At 61.8% G+C, this 18,134-nt stretch carries 14 protein-coding genes; 7 read left to right on the forward strand and 7 right to left on the reverse strand.

Features of this window, described 5'->3' with window-relative positions; genetic code table 11:
- Window positions 1-100: 100 nt before the first annotated feature.
- The 6 genes from PSEUDOMOFG3G_RS20310 to edd all read right to left on the reverse strand — a co-directional run bounded on the left by PSEUDOMOFG3G_RS20310 (window position 101) and on the right by edd (window position 8,173).
- Window positions 101-1,402 (reverse strand): ABC transporter substrate-binding protein, encoded by a 1,302-nt coding sequence (locus PSEUDOMOFG3G_RS20310; protein ID WP_047228362.1) that lies wholly within the window; start codon window positions 1,400-1,402, stop codon window positions 101-103.
- Window positions 1,403-1,518: 116 nt separating this feature from the next.
- A complete protein-coding gene (locus PSEUDOMOFG3G_RS20315) occupies window positions 1,519-2,778 on the reverse strand; it encodes an AGE family epimerase/isomerase (protein WP_139050978.1) in 1,260 nt (419 codons plus the stop codon).
- A gap of 243 nt (window positions 2,779-3,021) precedes the next feature.
- On the reverse strand, window positions 3,022-4,491 hold the full coding sequence (locus PSEUDOMOFG3G_RS20320; protein WP_047228364.1) for an ATP-binding protein: 1,470 nt from the start codon (window positions 4,489-4,491) through the stop codon (window positions 3,022-3,024).
- Window positions 4,481-5,212 (reverse strand): response regulator, encoded by a 732-nt coding sequence (locus tag PSEUDOMOFG3G_RS20325; protein ID WP_047228365.1) that lies wholly within the window; start codon window positions 5,210-5,212, stop codon window positions 4,481-4,483. The genes PSEUDOMOFG3G_RS20320 and PSEUDOMOFG3G_RS20325 overlap by 11 nt, the downstream gene beginning before the upstream one ends.
- A gap of 178 nt (window positions 5,213-5,390) precedes the next feature.
- Window positions 5,391-6,350 carry a glucokinase gene (locus PSEUDOMOFG3G_RS20330; protein ID WP_139050979.1) on the reverse strand — a complete coding sequence of 320 codons (960 nt, stop codon included), beginning with the start codon at window positions 6,348-6,350 and terminating at the stop codon, window positions 5,391-5,393.
- Window positions 6,347-8,173: a phosphogluconate dehydratase gene (gene edd, locus PSEUDOMOFG3G_RS20335; protein ID WP_047228367.1), complete on the reverse strand. Its 1,827-nt coding sequence runs from the start codon at window positions 8,171-8,173 to the stop codon at window positions 6,347-6,349. The genes PSEUDOMOFG3G_RS20330 and edd overlap by 4 nt, the downstream gene beginning before the upstream one ends.
- Before the next feature lie 219 nt (window positions 8,174-8,392).
- Between edd and gap the strand changes: the two genes are divergently transcribed.
- The 7 genes from gap (at window position 8,393) to PSEUDOMOFG3G_RS20370 (ending at window position 16,574) form a co-directional block, all read left to right on the forward strand.
- Window positions 8,393-9,394: a type I glyceraldehyde-3-phosphate dehydrogenase gene (gene gap, locus PSEUDOMOFG3G_RS20340; RefSeq protein ID WP_047228368.1), complete on the forward strand. Its 1,002-nt coding sequence runs from the start codon at window positions 8,393-8,395 to the stop codon at window positions 9,392-9,394.
- Between the two features lie 171 nt (window positions 9,395-9,565).
- Window positions 9,566-10,084 (forward strand): RNA polymerase sigma factor, encoded by a 519-nt coding sequence (locus PSEUDOMOFG3G_RS20345; RefSeq protein ID WP_047228369.1) that lies wholly within the window; start codon window positions 9,566-9,568, stop codon window positions 10,082-10,084.
- Between the two features lie 169 nt (window positions 10,085-10,253).
- Entirely contained in the window at window positions 10,254-11,159 is a 906-nt protein-coding gene (locus tag PSEUDOMOFG3G_RS20350; protein ID WP_218575611.1) for a FecR domain-containing protein, read from the forward strand.
- Between the two features lie 118 nt (window positions 11,160-11,277).
- Window positions 11,278-13,872 carry a TonB-dependent receptor gene (locus tag PSEUDOMOFG3G_RS20355; RefSeq protein ID WP_139050980.1) on the forward strand — a complete coding sequence of 865 codons (2,595 nt, stop codon included), beginning with the start codon at window positions 11,278-11,280 and terminating at the stop codon, window positions 13,870-13,872.
- 167 nt (window positions 13,873-14,039) lie between these two features.
- Complete coding sequence (locus PSEUDOMOFG3G_RS20360; protein ID WP_139050982.1) at window positions 14,040-14,630, forward strand: biliverdin-producing heme oxygenase; 591 nt, start codon at window positions 14,040-14,042, stop codon at window positions 14,628-14,630.
- A gap of 135 nt (window positions 14,631-14,765) precedes the next feature.
- Window positions 14,766-15,200 (forward strand): YbaN family protein, encoded by a 435-nt coding sequence (locus PSEUDOMOFG3G_RS20365; protein WP_139050983.1) that lies wholly within the window; start codon window positions 14,766-14,768, stop codon window positions 15,198-15,200.
- Window positions 15,201-15,227: 27 nt separating this feature from the next.
- Window positions 15,228-16,574 carry a CoA transferase gene (locus tag PSEUDOMOFG3G_RS20370; protein ID WP_076386058.1) on the forward strand — a complete coding sequence of 449 codons (1,347 nt, stop codon included), beginning with the start codon at window positions 15,228-15,230 and terminating at the stop codon, window positions 16,572-16,574.
- 90 nt (window positions 16,575-16,664) lie between these two features.
- On the opposite strand, the gene arcD is transcribed toward PSEUDOMOFG3G_RS20370, so the two are convergent.
- Window positions 16,665-18,092, reverse strand: coding sequence for an arginine-ornithine antiporter (gene arcD / locus PSEUDOMOFG3G_RS20375; RefSeq protein ID WP_047228375.1), 1,428 nt, complete (start codon window positions 18,090-18,092; stop codon window positions 16,665-16,667).
- Window positions 18,093-18,134 lie beyond the last annotated feature (42 nt).

Below are 18,134 nucleotides of genomic sequence, written 5' to 3' on the forward strand. Positions count from 1 at the left end.
GAGAAAGACTAGGGGCAGCTACAAGTGACAAGCTGCAGGCGGCAAGATAAGCAGTGCCCCCTTGCAGCTTGTAGCTTGTAGCTTGTAGCTTCTAACTGCTTTACTTGGCCGACTGAACCGCTGCGCCAAGTTTCTTGGCGGCGTCGGCTGGGTCGGCTTTCGGGTCGTTGATGAAGTTGGTCACCACGTCAAAGAACGCGCCCTGTACTGCCAACGTGGTCGCCATGTTGTGCGCCATGCTCGGCTGCAGGCCGCCGGACTTGGCGTCCGCCAGGAAGTCCTTGGCAGCGGTCTGGGCGCAGGAATCGAAACCGTACTTGGCCATGTCGGCCAGCATGTCGTTGCGCACCGGGATCGAACCCTTGTTGATGCTGAAGACTTTCTGGAAGTTCTCACCCAGCACGACCTTGGCGATGTCCTTCTGACCGGCCGCGGTGCCTTCGTCTTTCTGCTTGAACACCGCCAGGGAGTCGATGTTGTAGGTGAAGGCCTTGTCGGTCCCCGGGAAAGCTACACACTCGTAGTCCTTGCCGGCGACTTTCTTCGCGGCGGTCCATTCGCTCTTGGCCCAGTCACCCATGATCTGCATGCCGGCCTTGCCGTTGATGACCTTGGCCGCTTCCAGGTTCCAGTCCTGCCCCTTGCCGTCCACGTCCATGTAGGTCGCGACTTTCTTGAGCTCGGTCAACGCCTTGACCATGTCCGGACCGGTCAGGGCTTTGTTGTCCAGATCGACCAGGGCTTTCTTGTAGCCATCGACGCCCATGACCGAGAGCACCACGGCTTCGAACACCGTGCTGTCCTGCCAAGGCTGGCCGCCGTGGGCCAGCGCAATGAAGCCTGCTGCCTTGAGCTTGTCGCCGGCGGCGTAGAATTCTTCGAGGGTGGTGGGGTTTTTGGTGATGCCGGCTTTCTTGAAGACTTCCGGGTTGATCCACAGCCAGTTGACGCGGTGGATGTTCACCGGCACGGCAACGTAGTCACCTTCGTACTTCACGGTATCGGAGACTTTCTTGTCGAGCAGGCTGTCCCACTTCTCTTCTTTGGCAACGTCTTTCAGGACGTCGGTGTCGAGCAGTCCGGTAGACGCCCACTCCTGGATGTCCGGGCCTTTGATCTGGGCCACACCCGGTGGGTTACCGGCCACGGCACGACTCTTGAGCACGGTCATGGCAGTTGAGCCGCCACCACCGGCAACAGCGCCATCCTTCCAGGTAAAGCCGTCTTTCTCTACCTGGGCCTTGAGCACATCGACCGCGGCTTTTTCGCCACCGGACGTCCACCAGTGAACGACTTCCACGCTGCCTTTGGATTCGGCGGCAAGGGCGCTGACAGGGAATGCTGCGACGGGAAGCAGGGAAGCAAGAGAAATGACAGTAGCGAGGCGAGAAATCGCATTCATCTAGAAGTACCTTTCTTGTTGTTATGCATGCAAGTCTGGTGCTTGCGCTGCATGGATTCTAAACAGGGGAAATCCCTTCGCAGGTAACGAAGGGACGCGTAAATGTCACGGCATGGTTACACAGGCGCAGGACTGGAGAGTTTCGCCAACGCCGTCGCCATGCTGGGGGCGAGGGGCAAACGCGGGATCAGCACGGCCTGCCAGGCGTGATACAGGTCCGGCTTGCCCGGCCAGATGTCGGCGCTGGGGCGGTTTTGCGGATCGAGCTCGTGGTACCAGCTGCCGTTGCAACGGTCGATGAAATGTTTGTCACAGAACTCCCAGAACCGCCGGTACCAGGCTTCGTATTGCGCCTCGTCGGTGCGTTTGAGCAAGGCACTGGCGGCGGCCGCTGCTTCGGCATGCACCCAATGCAGGCGATGGCGAACTACCGCGCGATTGTCCCAGTCCAGGGTGTAGACAAGGCCTGGGGCGCCGTCGACCTCCCAACCGTGGCGGCAATTCTGGTCAAAAAGTTTCTGCGCATCCTGGGCCAGCCAGCCCGGGGTCAACATGCCAATCTGCACCCGTGCAGCCTCAAGGTGCAACAGCAGCCGCGCCCATTCGAAACCATGGCCGGGCGTGGTGCCGTAAGGGCGAAAACCGTCGGCGGGATTGTCGTGGTTGTACTCGCGCAACGGTTGCCAATCGCGGTCGAAATGCTCCACCACCAGGTAGTCATTGGCGGCGGCGTGGCCGTGGATTACCCGCTCAACGATACGCAGCGCGCGGACCAGCCAGCGGGGCTCGTCCGTGGCATCGGCCAGGGCCAGGAAGGCTTCGGTGGCGTGCATGTTGCTGTTGGCGCCGCGATAGGCTTCTTCGTCGCTCCAGTCGCGGTTGAAGGACTCGCGCAGGGCGCCCTCCTCTTCGCTCCAGAAGTGCGCATCGATCACCCGCACGGCTTCATCCAGCAACGCCTGGGCGCCAGGACGTTGGGCCACCACCGCGGAACTGGCCGCCAAGGCGACAAATGCATGCAGGTAGGCGGCCTTGCCGGTGTCGTTCTCATGGGGTTGCGCCGTGGCGAACCAGCCGCCGTGCTCGGCGTCCCGCAGAGGGCCGCTGAGGGCCTGGACACCGTGGTCCACCAGCTCGGAGAACCCCGGCAGCCCCTGGATATGGGCCATGGCGAAGCTATGGGTCATGCGCGCGGTGTTCATGGTTTCAGCCCGGGCATCGTCCGGCAGGCGACCCTGCTCGTCCAGGTTGCCAAAGCCGTCCGGCAGCTTCGAAGCCTTGGCGAACGCCAGCAGACGCAAGCCTTCGGCGGCAAGCCATTGCTGGTGGGCAGGCGCATTCAGCCAACTGCTGAAGGCCGGTTGGAAGGTGTCCATGGGAGTACCTTTTTTTGTTGTTTTGACGCAGGGAGTCTAAACAAGGGATGGCGGGCGGCAGGTAACGAAAGGGGCGAGTTATGTCACCGACTTGTGACATTACTTGAGCGATGTGCTGAAGCTGACGGCATCATCGCGAGCAGGCTCGCTCGCACATTTGCGCCAGGGAATAAACAATTTTTGTGGCCACCACCGAGCCCTGTGGGAGCGAGCCTGCTCGCGATCAACGATAACGCGGTCCGACTAATCCACACTGCGAGGCAACTGCAATGTCACCCGCAACCCACCCTCGCGCAGGTTCTGCAGGCTGACTTCGCCGCCATGGCTATGGGCGATGTTGCGGGCGATGCCCAGGCCCAGGCCATAGCCCTGCTGCTGCCCGGCCAGGCGAAAGTGCGGTTCGAAGACTTGCTCCAGACGTTGCTCCGGCACACCTGGCCCCTCGTCGTCGACGTGCAGGATGAACGCGGTGTCATCGTCATCGATGTGCAAATGGGCGTTTTGCCCGTACTTCAGCGCATTGTCGATCAGGTTACCGATGCAGCGCTTGAGGGCCAGTGGCTTGCCAGGATACGGCGCCAACGCGCGGCCATCCTGGGTCACCCGACCATTGCCATTGGGCGCCAGGTACGGCTCGACCAGGCAATCGAGCACATGGTTGAGGTCCACCGGCTCGATGTTTTCGTGAATGTCGGTGTCCTTGACGCATTGCAACGCACCTTTGACCAATAACTCCAGCTCGTCCAGGTCGCGGCCGAACTTGGCCTGCAGGTTTTCGTCCTCCAGCAGTTCGACCCGCAAGCGCAGCCGCGTGATCGGCGTGCGCAAGTCATGGGAAATCGCGCTGAACAATTGGCTGCGTTCGGTCAGGTAACGGCTGATGCGTTCACGCATGGCATTGAATGCCCTGCCCACTTCCACCACTTCGCTGCCGCCGCCTTCAGCTACCGGTTCCACTTCGGCGCCCAGGGACATGTCGCGTGCCGCGCGGGCCAGGCGTTTGAGGGGCCGGCTCTGCCAATGCACCAGCAAACCGATGAACAGCAACAACAGGCTGCTGGTCAGCACGATGAAACCGACCTGCTGCGTCGGCAGGCTCTGCTCTTCAAGGCTGGTGTAGGGCTCGGGCAGCAGCGAAGCGATGTACAGCCATTCGCCCGGCGCCATCTGGATTTGCGTGACCAGCACCGGCGGGTTCACCGGTTCCAGGGTCAAGGCGTAGTGGGCCCAGGAGCGCGGCAATTCATCAAGCTTCAGGCCGCCGTTGAAAATCCGCAGGTCTTCGGGACTGACAAACTTCACCGAGATGTCGGCGCTGTTGCCCAGGGATTTTCGCAGTACGTCGTCCACCGCCTTGAGCACCGCCAACTTGCGCGGCGTAACCGGCAGCACGTCCATGCCCAGGGGTTTGTCGTTGAGCGTGACGACAAACCGCGTGCCGCCCATGCTGCGCAATTGATCCAGCACCAATGGCCGGTAAGCCACCGGCAACGAGCGCAGATAGCTGACACTGGCGGTCATCGAATGGGCCAGGCTACGGGCGCTGGTGACCAGGCCTTCGAGCTGGGTGGCGCGCAGTTGCGAGACCCAGATCAGGCTGGACAAGGTCTGGGCGAACAGCACCACCAGCAGGGTCAGCAGCAGCATTCTTCCAAGCAACGAACGCGGCACCGGCACCCGGCGGGCGATTTTCTTGATCCAATCAATGACCATTGCTGGCAATCACACTGGCCGCCAGTTGATAACCACTGCCGCGCACCGTGCGGATCAACCGTGGTGGCTTGTCGGTGTCACGCAGGCGCTGGCGCAGACGACTGACCGCCATGTCGACGATTCGGTCCAGGGGCATCAACTCCCGACCGCGAGTGGCGTTGCCAATGGTGTCGCGGTCGAGGATTTCCTGGGGATGGTCAAGAAACAGCTTGAGCAAGGCGAAATCGGCGCCGGAGAGGATCACTTCTTCGCCGTCGGTGTGGAACAGTCGATGGCTGACCATGTCCAGCCGCCACTCGTCGAAGGCCAACACTTCGCCGCCGGAGCGTTCCTGGCCAAACTGCGCACGACGCAACAGCGCCTTGATGCGCGCCTGGAGTTCACGCGGACTGAAAGGTTTGCCCAGATAATCATCGGCCCCCAGCTCAAGGCCGATAACCCGGTCGGCCTCGTCGGAACTGGCCGTGAGCATGATGATTGGTACGTGGGCCTGGCGCGGGTGCTGGCGAACCCAGCGGCAAAGGCTGAAGCCGTCCTCGTCGGGCAACATCACGTCGAGGATCACCAGATCGCTGGCTGCTTCGTTAAGTGCCTGGCGAAACCCGGCGCCATCAGGGGTAGTACGTACCTGAAAACCCGCGCGACTGAGGTAAGTGTCCAGCAGTTCGCGAATCTCCTGGTCGTCGTCGACCAACAAAATCGATTTGTTCACTGAACTCACGGGGCCTCGTCCTTGTTGTTTGGGTTGGGGCGATTATGCCTGATGGATGAGGACTACAAACACACTACAAAACCCCTGTGGGAGCGAGCTTGCTCGCGATAGCGGTGTATCAGTCAACATCAATGGCGACTGACACTCCGTCATCGCGAGCAAGCTCGCTCCCACAGGGGATCACATTTCAAACTGGAGTCGATTGCTCCAACGCCACACCCGCGCCCATCAGCCCGGAATACGGCGCCGTCACCAGCCAGACTGGAATGCCCTTGAAATAATCGCTCATGCAGCCCTTGTCGGCGAAGCAACGGGCGAAACCACTTTCAAGGAAAAAATCGGCGAATCGCGGGACCACCCCGCCGACGATGTATACACCGCCACGCCCACCCACCGTCAGCACATTGTTACCGGCCACTCGCCCCAGCCAGCGGCAGAATTGCTCGAGCACTTCCAGGGCAATGGGGTCTCCGGCCAGGCCGGCGGCGGTGATGGATTCGGGCGTGTCGAGCACCGGCGTATGGCCATCCACCGCGCAGATGGCGCGGTACACCCGAGGTAACCCGCTGCCGCTCAGGGCGGTTTCGGCACTGACATGACCGATCTCGTTGTAGATGTGCTGCCACAGCTGGGTTTCCCGCGGGCTGCTCATGGGCAGGTCGACATGGCCACCCTCCCCCGGCAATGCCGCAAAACGACCGCCGCCCAAATCCAGCAACGTGCCCACACCCAGCCCGGTGCCAGGACCGATCACCACCGCCGGACGCAACGGTTCCGGCGTGCCCTCGCAGACAACCCGGTATTCATCGGGACGCAAGCACGTCATGCCCAGGGCCATGGCCGAAAAGTCATTGACCAGCAGCAGCTTCTCGACCTCAAGGGTCTTGCAAAAGGCCAGATTGCTCAGGCGCCAGTGATTGTTGGTGAAGCGAAACTCATCGCCGCTGACCGGCCCCGCCACGGACAGGCAAACCGAACCGATCGAACCCGGCTTCAGGCCTACGCCGCTCAGGTAAACCTTGATGGCATCTTCGGGGCAGGCGTAATCCGCGGTCGCCAGCACCTGGATGTTTTCCAGGTTGTGGTTCTTCCACAAGGCGAACCGGGCGTTGGTCCCACCGATGTCACCGACCAAAGCCAGTTTCAATTAAGCGTCTCCAGGGCAGAAGTGAAGGCGCTGGCGCCCTGCTCTGCCGAGCTGAAGGCCATGCGCATGAAACCAAACAGCTCGCGACCGGTGCCAATGTTGTTGCCCAACAAACCCTTGGCCGGTGTGCGTGCGGCGAATTCCTCGGCGTCCACCTTCAATTCCAAGGTGCCTTTGACGCCATCGACGCGGATGATATCGCCCTCCTGCACGCGGGCCAATGCGCCGCCGACGTAGGCTTCGGGACTGACGTGGATAGCCGCCGGAATTTTCCCCGACGCGCCGGACATGCGCCCATCCGTCACCAACGCCACTTTGAAACCGCGATCCTGCAATACGCCGAGGAACGGTGTCATCTTGTGCAGCTCCGGCATGCCATTGGAGCGCGGGCCCTGGAAGCGCATCACCGCGACAAAATCTTTTTCCAGCAGGCCGGCCTTGAACGCATCGGCCAGGTCCTGTTGATCCTGGAAGACCATGGCCGGGGCTTCGACGACCTGGTTTTCCAGGGCCACCGCCGAGACTTTCATCACGCCGCGCCCCAGGTTGCCTTCCATCACCCGCAACCCGCCCTCGGCCGAGAACGCGCGGGCCACCGGGCGCAGGATGTTTTCATCGAGGCTTTCGATCGGGCCTTCGCGCCATACCAGTTCGCCGTCTTCGAGAAACGGTTCCTGGGTGTAGCGGCTCAGGCCGTGACCCAGCACGGTGTTGACGTTTTCGTGGAGCAAGCCGGCTTCCAGCAATTCGCGGATCAGGAACGACATGCCGCCCGCCGCCTGGAAGTGGTTGATGTCGGCCTTGCCGTTCGGATAGACGTGACTCAGGGTCGGCACCACCTCGGAGAGGTCGGCCATGTCCTGCCAGGTCAGCTGGATGCCTGCGGCCATGGCAATGGCTGGCATGTGCAAGGTGTGATTGGTGGAACCGCCGGTGGCGTGCAGCGCGACAACGGAATTGACCAGCGACCGCTCGTCGACGATTTCGCCGATGGGCATGAAGTTGCCGCTCTGCTTGGTCAGGCGCGTGACCTGGAACGCCGCTTCGCGAGTCAGCGCATCACGCAACGGCGTGTTCGGATTGACGAACGAGGCACCCGGCAAGTGCAGGCCCATTACCTCCATCAACAACTGGTTGGTGTTGGCCGTGCCGTAGAAGGTGCAGGTGCCGGGGCTGTGGTAGGACTTCATCTCCGACTCCAGCAGCTCTTCGCGGGTGGCCTTGCCCTCGGCATAGCGCTGACGCACATCGGCTTTCTGCTTGTTGGAAATGCCTGAGACCATGGGCCCGCCTGGCACGAAAATCGTCGGCAAATGACCGAAACGCAACGCGCCCATCATCAGGCCTGGCACGATCTTGTCGCAGATGCCGAGCATCAGTGCGCCGTCGAACATGTTGTGGGACAACGCGACCGCCGTCGACAGTGCGATCACTTCGCGGCTCGGCAGGCTCAGCTCCATCCCCGCCTCACCTTGGGTCACGCCATCGCACATGGCCGGCGTGCCACCGGCAAACTGGCCGACCGAGCCGATCTCGCGCAAGGCTTTCTTGATCTGTTCCGGGAAGGTTTCGTAGGGCTGGTGGGCCGAGAGCATGTCGTTGTAGGAAGACACGATGGCGATGTTGGCGGCATTCATCATCCGCAGGTGATGCTTGTCTTCGGTGCCGCAACCGGCCACGCCGTGGGCGAAGTTGGCGCATTGCAACTTACCGCGCATCGGACCGTCGCTGGCTGCACCGCGGATCAATGCAAGGTAAGCCTGACGCGTGGCGCGGCTGCGGGCGATAAGCCGTTCGGTGACCTCAAGTACGCGGGGATGCATGTGTAGAACTCCAGGCTAACGGGTGTGGCGACCTGATTGTCTATGCTGGTCAAAACCCCGCCACGCATTGGGCGACAGCGGATTTCTTGACCATTCGGACCAGTTGATTCAGGTCACTCGTTGTAGATAAAACAAAATATTGCCACTAAAAAGGCTTGTTTTCTATTTTTATGCGAATAATCTTGTAATTCCAACAACAAATCGACGGCGGCGCAGTTAATGACTCTTCGAATCGCAATCAATGGTTTTGGCCGCATCGGCCGCAACGTCCTCCGTGCACTGTATACCCAAGGTTATCGTCGCGACTTGCAGATCGTCGCCATCAACGACCTGGGCGACAGCGCAATCAATGCTCATCTGCTCAAGTTCGACACGGTTCACGGCACCTTCGATGCCGACGTGCAGCACGATCACGAAAGCCTGACGGTCAATGGTGACCGTATCTCGGTCAGCGCCATCCGCAACCCGGCCGAACTGCCCTGGGCCGCCGAAAAAATCGACGTCGTGTTCGAATGCACCGGTTTGTTCACCGACCGCGCCAAGGCCGCCGCCCATATCAGCGCCGGCGCCCGCAAGGTGATCATTTCGGCCCCGGCCAAGGGTGCCGACGCCACCGTGGTGTACGGCGTGAACCACGATATTTTGCGCCAGTCCCACCAGATCATCTCCAACGCTTCGTGCACCACCAACTGCCTGGCCCCGGTGGCTCAGGTGCTGCACCGCGAGCTGGGCATCGAAAGCGGCCTGATGACCACGATCCATGCCTACACCAATGACCAGAACCTGACCGACGTCTACCACAGCGACCCATACCGCGCCCGTTCGGCCACGCAGAACATGATCCCGAGCAAGACCGGTGCCGCCGAGGCGGTGGGCCTGGTGCTGCCGGAACTGGCGGGCAAGCTGACCGGCATGGCCGTGCGCGTGCCGGTGATCAACGTGTCGCTGGTGGATTTGACCGTGCAGCTCAAGCGTGAAGCGTCGGCCGAAGAAGTCAACGAACTGCTGCGCCAGGCCAGCCAGCATTCGAAAATTCTCGGCTACAACACCCTGCCGCTGGTCTCCAGCGATTTCAACCACAACCCGCTGTCGTCGATCTTCGACGCCAACCACACCAAGGCCAGCGGCAAGCTGCTCAAGGTACTGGCCTGGTATGACAACGAATGGGGCTTCTCCAACCGCATGCTGGATAACTGCCTGGCGTTGTGTAACGCCGAGTAACTCACCGCGCAGCCGGTAATGTGGGAGCAAGCTTTGCTCCCACAGGTTTGCTTCCACAGGCCTGCTTCCCAGGCTTGCTCCCCACATGGAATCGGGGTGGTGAAATGAGGGCTTGACCCATCAACTGGATGATAAGCATTATCATCTAGTCAAATCGAATCGGGCCCTACCGTGAGTCAATCGCGCTTTCATCACGTCTTCCTTGCCCAGCGCACGCCACTGCTGCGCACCCTCCAGCGCATGGTCAACAACCCCAGCACCGCCGAAGACCTGCTTCAGGAAACCTACCTGCGTGTCACTCGCGCCTTGGGCGAGCGCACGGTCGAGCACCTCGAACCCTTCGTTTTCCAGACCGCCCGCAACCTGGCGCTGGACCACTTGCGTGCGCGGCGTATTCAGTCCCGGACCCTGCTGGACGACGTGCCGCAGGAAGTTGTCCACAACGTGGTCGCCCCCCAAAGCAGCGCCGAAGACGCGGCCCATGCCGAGCAGATGCTCGAACGCCTCAATCTCCGCCTGCAAGCGCTGAGCCCGCGACAGCAGCAGATTTTTATCCTCAGCCGGCTGCACGGTCACAGTTACCAGGACATCGCTAAACGGCTGGACGTGTCGCTGAGCACCGTGCAGAAGGAACTGAAGCTGATCATGGCGATCTGTGTGGGCGTGGCCGAACGCCTTGGTGGCGACTGAACCTGTAAGGATTTTCTCTAAGAGGCCGTCGCCGATTGCGCTGGCCTGCGACCCTGCTAGGCTTGGTCGCTGACGCTAAATAGCCGTGCAAAAGACACTGCGAGGAACCACCGTGACAGACAAACAACGTGCCCCTGAGCACGCTGCGGCGCAGGACACCGCCCATGCCATGGAACAGGCGCTGGACTGGCTCATTCTGCTGGACAACCCCAGCGAGGAGCAGACCCGGCAGTTCCAGGCCTGGCTGGCGGCCGATCCGCGCCATGGTCAGGCATTCAAGCGGGCCCAGGCGATCTGGAACGGCCCGCAAGTGATGCAAAGCGCCCGGCAACTCAAAGGCCGCCCCCAAGCCAGTGCACTGTCACGCTTGCGCGCCCATTGGAAACCCTTGGCCACCGCTGCCGTGCTGTTTCTGGGCCTGTTCAACTTCAGCGACCTGCCCCTGCGCCTGCAGGCCGATCACCTGACCGTGGTCGGTGAACGCCAGCGCCTGCAACTGGAGGATGGCTCCAAGGTCCTGCTCAACACCGACTCGGCCTTTTCCAGCACGTTCAACGACCAACGGCACATAGCTCGGTTGTACAAAGGCGAGGCGTTTTTCGAAGTCCCGGACACACGCACCCTGCCTCTGCAAATCGACGCCGGGCCGGTCATCGCCAGCGTCAGCAACACCACCTTCGCGGTGCGCTACCTCGATGGCGTGACGCAAGTGCAGGTGCAGCGCGGTGATGTGGATTTGCGGGCCACGCGTTATGACGCCCATGTCAGGCTGTCGGCCGGGGAAAGCATCCGCATCGGCCCCAACGGCTTCGACCGCCCTGCACGGATGGATGCCAGCACCGATCTGGCGTGGGTCCAGGGACGACTGGTGTTCGAGAATCGACCGCTGAACCAGGTACTGGCCGAGCTGCGACGCTACTACCCTGGCTGGATCATCAACAACAACGAACAGTTGGCCCAGGTCGCAGTGACCGGCAATTATCGCCTCGATCAGCCGCTGGACGTGGTCCGTTCTCTGGCCCACATCACCTCTGCGCGCCTCCAGGAATTCCCGGCGCTGGTGATCCTGAACTAAATGAGAATTATTTTTACTCGATAGGCCTCGCTGGTTCGTCTCGTTATAGCCAATGCAATTGATTCGCATCCAGCGAAATCATCTGCACCTATAACAGATGCGACACGGAGCGCTATCGATGTCCTCTCGCCTTACCCGCCGGTCCCTTGCCCCTGCGTGCACGCTGTCATTGCTGACCGCCGCCATCCTGATCGCCGGCACCGCGCCGACCGCCCTCGCCGCCACCACCGTGCAGCCGCCTGCGCGCAATATCGGTGATTACACCTTTGCCATTGCCCAGCAACCGCTGGTCTCGGCACTGAATGCGTTCACCGCCGTCACGGGCTGGCAGGTCGGCTTGCCCGCAGAACTGGCCGAAGGCGTCGCGTCGCCGGGCGTCAACGGCTCGCTGCCAGCGGAAAAAGCCCTGGAGCGCTTGTTGGTGGGGACCAACCTGAGCTACCGCAAACTGGGCAACACCAGCATTGTTCTGCAAAAGCACAGCACCAGCAGCGTACTGAACCTGCAACAGGTGACGATCAGCGCCACACGCCAGGAACAGGACATCGTCAGCGTACCCAGCAGCGTCAGCGTCTACGACCGGCAGGAACTGGACCGCAACAACGTCAACACCCTTAAGGATCTGGTGCGCTATGAACCCGGCGTTTCAGTGGGTGGGGCAGGCCAGCGCGGCGGCATCAGCGGCTACAATATTCGCGGAATCGACGGCAACCGGGTGCTGACGCAGGTCGACGGTGTGGAAATTCCCGGGGGTTTCTTCAACGGCCCGTACGCCAAGACCCAGCGCAATTACGTGGACCCGGAAATCGTCAAGCGCGTGGAGATCCTCCGCGGCCCGGCCTCGGTGCTGTACGGCAGCAATGCCATCGGCGGCGCCGTCAGTTATTTCACCCTTGATCCGGACGACATCATCAAACCGGGTAACGACGTCGGCGCCCGCCTGAAGACCGGCTACAGCTCCGCCGACGAAAGCTGGCTCAAATCCGCCACCCTCGCAGGTCGCAGTGGGCCGTTCGACGGCCTGTTGCATTACAGCCAGCGCGACGGTCATGAAACCCAATCCTACGGCAATAACAACGGCACCGGCCTGGACCGCACCGCGGCCAACCCCGAAGACGTGCGCACCCACAATGTGCTGGCCAAGCTCGGCTGGAACTACAACGATGATTCGCGCCTGGGTCTGGTCTACGAGAAGTACAAGGATGACCGGGACACCGATCTGAAAAGTGCCTATGGCGGCCCCTACTCCGACGGCCAGCCGGCAATTCCTGACTTTGTATTGCCCGGCGGCATGTATCAGTGGCGCACCGGTAACGACACCATCAGCCGCGAGCGCTTCGGCCTGGAGCACAGCTTCGCCCTCGACAGCCTGCTCGCCGACCACGTGAAGTGGAGCCTGAACCACCAGATCGCCAAGACCGACCAGAGCACCGCCGAGTTTTACTTCCCCATCACCCGCCAGGTGCTACGCACACGAGAGACCCTCTACGAAGAAAAACAGTGGGTTCTCGACGCCCAGTTGGACAAGGCCTTCAGCCTCGCCGACACCGATCACGCGCTGACCTACGGCACCACGATCAAGCAGCAGAAAGTCACCGGTTCGCGCAGTGGCAATGGCGTCTGTCTGGCCGTCGGCGTGGGTTGCTCAGCCGTCGGTGCCATCAGCACCCGGGACGTGCTGGAAAAAGCCAGCGACTTCCCGGACCCGACCATCAACACCTACAGCCTGTTCGCCCAGGATCAGATCCGTTGGAACCGATGGACTTTCACGCCGGCCCTGCGTTACGACTACACGCGGCTCAAGCCGCACCTGACCGAGGCATTCCTCAACACCGTGGACCCCACCAGCGGCGGTCAAGTCAGCGACAAGAACAAGACCTGGCATCGCGTCTCGCCCAAATTCGGCCTGACCTACGCCCTGAGCGACCAGTACACCTGGTACGGCCAGTACGCCGAAGGCTTCCGCACGCCAACCGCCAAGGCGCTGTATGGTCGCTTTGACAATCCCGGCGCCGGCTACAGCGTGGAACCCAACCCCGATCTGGAACCGGAAAAAAGCAAAAGCTATGAGACTGGCCTGCGGGGCCGTTTCGACTCCGGTTCGTTCGATGTGGCGGTGTTCTACAACAAGTATCGCGACTTCATCAACGAAGATGCGATCACGCCCGGGGCCGATGCGCTGACCTTCCAGAGCAACAACATCAAGCACGCCACCATCAAGGGCGCCGAGGTCAAGGGACGCCTGAACCTGGATCTGTTCGGCGCACCGCAAGGCCTGTACACCCAAGGCTCGGTGGCCTATGCCTACGGTCGCAATAACGACACAGGCGAGCCGATCAACAGCGTCAACCCGCTCACCGGCGTGTTCGGCCTGGGTTACGAGCAGGACCGGTTCGGCACGTTGCTCAGCTGGACCCTGGTCAAGAAAAAAGACCGCGTCGACGACAGCAACTTCAACTCGCCCGATGGCGTCAGCAGCCAGTTCAAGACCCCGGGCTTCGGCATCCTCGACCTGACCGGTTTCTACAAGGTGACCCACGACGTCACCGTCAGCGGTGGTCTCTACAACCTCACCGACAAGAAGTACTGGCTGTGGGATGACGTGCGTGGCTACGACAGCGTTGGCGAAGCAGCGGTGCTGAGCCCCGCCAACCTCGACCGTCTGACCCAGCCCGGGCGTAATTTCGCGGTCAATCTGATCTGGGATATCTGACTCGCTTGCCAGGCAAAACAAATACCTGTGGCGAGGAGCGTCATGTGGGAGCAAGGCTTGCCCGCGATGAAGGTGATGCGGTCTTCCAGGAATCGAGGCGCCTGTTCGCGAGCAAGCTTTGCTCCCACAGCCTCTCGCCACAATGTGCTCATTCGAAGGAGTTTTTCATGACTACCCAACACCCCGTTTTACGCTCCCAACGCTTGAACCAGATCACCCACGAGCCCCACAGCAGGCTCGATGCACTGGTCAAGGCCCACGCCCCGTTCGAAACCAAGGCCAACTTCGCCCGCTTCGTCGTGGCCCAGTACCTGTTCCAATCGGAACTGGTGGCGCTGTACAACGACGCCGAACTGTCCAGCCTGATCCCCGACCTGCCGGCCCGTTGCCGGGCAGAAGCGGCCAAGGCAGATCTTGCGGACCTGGACACCGACGTCCCCGCGCCAGTAGCCGGCGCGGTAAAAAATCCGACCCAGGCCGAGGCCCTGGGTTGGCTGTTTGTCTCCGAAGGCTCCAAGCTCGGTGCTGCATTTTTGATCAAGCGCGCCGTCGGCCTGGGCCTGAGCGAAACCTTCGGCGCTCGGCACCTGGCAGAACCTGCCGGCGGTCGTGCTGAAGGCTGGAAAACCTTCATCCGCACCCTCGACGGCCTGGCCTTCACTGAACAGCAGGAAGCCGAAGCGGACAAAGGCGCGCTGGATGCCTTCAATCGGTTTACGGTGTTGCTCGAGCACGCCTATGAAGCTGAACTGGCCTGAAATTCACCACCACTGCCTGTGGGGGCGAGCCTGCTCGCGATTGCGGTGTGTCAGCCTCCAATGATGGCGCCTGGCACACAGCTATCGCGAGCAGGCTCGCTCCCACAAGGAAATGCGTAGGCCTGAAAGAAGTTCATGAACTGTCCAGCCTCGAAAACCGCCCAACTACTCTTCGCCCTGCTCGCCTACACCAGCCTGGCCATCGGCCTGATCGCCATCGTCGTGCCCGGCCTGCCGACCACCGAGTTCATCCTGTTGGCAGCCTGGGCCGCCACCCGCAGTTCACCGCGACTGAGCGCCTGGCTGGAAAGTCACCGGCTGTTCGGGCCGATGCTGCACAACTGGCGCAACGGCAAGGTCATCCCGCGCCGGACCAAGGTCGTTGCCACCGCCAGCATGCTGTTCTGCGCCGGGCTGATGCTGGTGATGCTCGACCACGGCTGGCCGGTGTATCTGGCCTTGGCCGGCATGGTCCTGGGTAACCTGTGGATCTGGTTCCGCCCGGAACAAGTGCGGGAGCTTGCTCCCGCTGGGCCGCAAAGCGGCCCCCAACGCGATTTTGAACTATGATCGCCCTCTCGTTCCGGAGGGCTTTCGATGTCAGATCTGCTCACGTCCATGCAAGCCGCGCTTGGTTTGCCCACGACCCCGATCACCTTCACCGGCGTCGGTGCCCTGCCGTCGGCGTTCGCCGTCACGGAGCTGGCCTGCGCCAGCATTGCCGCAGCCGGCCAAGCCGCCGCCGAGCTCATCCACCAACAAACCGGCCGTCTGCCGGCCCTGGAGGTCGACCGACGGCTGGCGTCGTTCTGGTTCTCCACCTCCCTGCGCCCCATCGGCTGGAGCGTACCGCCGATGTGGGATCCGGTAGCCGGCGACTACCCAACCACCGACGGCTGGATTCGCCTGCACACCAATGCGCCGCATCATCGCCTTGCCGCGGAAAAAGTCCTCGGCACCTGCACCGACCGCGCCGACATGGCGGCCAGGGTGGCTCGCTGGAACAAGGCCGAGCTGGAGCAGGCGGTGGTCGAGGCGGGCGGTTGCGCCGCCGAGATGCGTTCATGGCAAGCGTGGCAAACCCACCCTCAAGGCTTGGCAGTCAATGCCGAGCCGCTGGTGCACCTGAGTGAAACGACTGGAGAGCAGCGCAAGCCCTGGCTCGGCTCCGTGACCCAGCCACTGGCGGGCCTCAAGGTACTGGACCTGACCCGCGTCCTGGCAGGCCCCATCGCCAGCCGGTTCCTCGCAGGCCTGGGAGCCGACGTGCTGCGCATCGACCCACCGAGCTGGAACGAGCCCGGCGTGGTGCCGGAAGTCACCCTCGGCAAACGCTGCGCCCGCCTGGATTTGCACCGAGCTGAAGATCGCGTGGCTTTCGAGGCTCTGCTCAAGGACACCGACATCCTCCTGCATGGCTACCGCGCCGACGCCCTGGAACGTTTGGGCTACGGTGCCGAACAACGCCAGCGAATCGCCCCTGGTCTGATCGATGTCAGCCTCAACGCCTACGGCTGGAGCGGCCCCTGGCAGAACCGGCGCGGCTTCGACAGCCTGGTGCAAATGAGCAGCGGCATCGCCGAAGCCGGCATGGGCTGGAAACACACAGACAAGCCAACCCCGCTGCCGGTGCAGGCCCTGGACCACGGCACCGGATACCTGATGGCCGCCAGCGCGATTGTGTTGCTGTCCCGACGATTGATGAGCGGCCAGGGCGGCTCGGCACGCTTGTCACTGGCGCGCACGGCGAAGCTGTTGATCGAACGTGGCGCGGGGGATCCGACCTCATTGCGGGCCGAGGCCGAGGATGATCAGGGACTGGTGGTCGAACAGACGCCGTGGGGACCGGCCCATCGCCTGCAGGTGCCCTTGAAAATCACCGGAACACCACTGCAATGGACCTTGCCGGCGGCGGAGTTGGGCGCGCATCGGGCCCGGTGGTGACGACCGTCCGTTGTGGCGAGGGGATTTATGTGGGAGCAAGACTTGCTCCCACATAAATCCCTCAACGCCCCCAAAAAGCTGACCTTCGCCTCAAAGCGCCAAAAACCCACTGTACAACCCATAAGCCGCCATGCCCGCCCCGGCCATCACACAGGCAAAGACCCCCTTCTCAACGTGAGTGAACAAGGGCTGCCCCTGCTCTCGCTTGGCCTGGGCGAACAGGATCACCCCGGGCGCATACAACAGCGCCGACAACAGCAGGTATTTCACGCCACCGGCATACAACAACCACACCGCGTAGCACAGGGCAACGCCACCGATGCACAGGTCTTTCATGCGCCGAGCCGAGGCCTGTTCATAGGTTTCCCCACGGGCGCACAGCAGCACCGCATAGGCCGCCGACCACAGATACGGCACCAGAATCATCGACGAGGCGAGATAGATCAGGCTGGTGTAGGTACCGGCGGAAAACAGCGTGATCAACAAAAACAGCTGGATCATGCCATTGGTCAGCCACAGCGCATTGACCGGCGCATGGTTGGCGTTTTCCCTGGTCAGGAATGCCGGCATGGTCTTGTCCCGAGCGGTGGCGTAAAGAATTTCCGCGCACAACAACGCCCAGGACAGCAGCGCGCCGAGCAGTGACACCGCCAGTCCCACACTGATCAGCAACGCGCCCCACGGCCCGACGATATGCTCCAGGACGCCGGCCAAGGATGGGTTCTGCAACTGCGCCAGTTCAGGCTGGCTCATGACCCCCAGGGACAGCACATTCACCAGCACCAGCAACGCCAACACCCCGAGGAATCCGATCACTGTCGCACGCCCTACGTCCGCGCGTTTTTCTGCCCGCGCCGAATACACACTGGCGCCTTCGATACCGATGAACACGAACACCGTGACCAGCATCATGTGCCGGACCTGGTCCATCACACTGCCCAGGTCCGGGCTCAGTGTGCCCCAGATATCGCGGGTGAAAATCTCGGCCTCGAAGGCCACCCCGGCCATTACAACGAACATCAACAGCGGCACGATCTTGGCCACGGTGGTCACCAGGTTGATGAACGCCGCTTCTCTGATGCCCCGCAGCACCAGGAAATGCACCGCCCACAGCAGCAACGATGCACAGCCGATGGCCACCGGCGTATTGCCTTGGCCGAACACCGGGAAGAAATAGCCCAAGGTACTGAACAGCAGCACGAAGTAACCGACGTTGCCCATCCAGGCGCTGATCCAGTACCCCCAGGCGGACGAAAAACCCATGTAGTCACCGAACCCGGCCTTGGCATAGGCATACACGCCCGAGTCCAGTTCCGGCTTGCGATTGGCCAGGGTCTGGAACACAAAGGCCAGGGTCAGCATGCCGACGGCGGTAATGGCCCAGCCAATGAGCACCGCTCCGACATCCGCCCGAGCCGCCATGTTTTGCGGCAGGGAAAAGATCCCTCCACCGATCATCGACCCCACCACCAATGCGATCAGGGCGCCGAGGGGTAACTTTTCGATGGGCTGCGGCATGTTCTCTCACTATTTAAATAAGTAAATAAAGCGACATAACGT

The sequence above is a fragment of the Pseudomonas sp. FG-3G genome, from assembly GCF_901007645.1.
Classification (GTDB): domain Bacteria; phylum Pseudomonadota; class Gammaproteobacteria; order Pseudomonadales; family Pseudomonadaceae; genus Aquipseudomonas; species Aquipseudomonas rhizophila.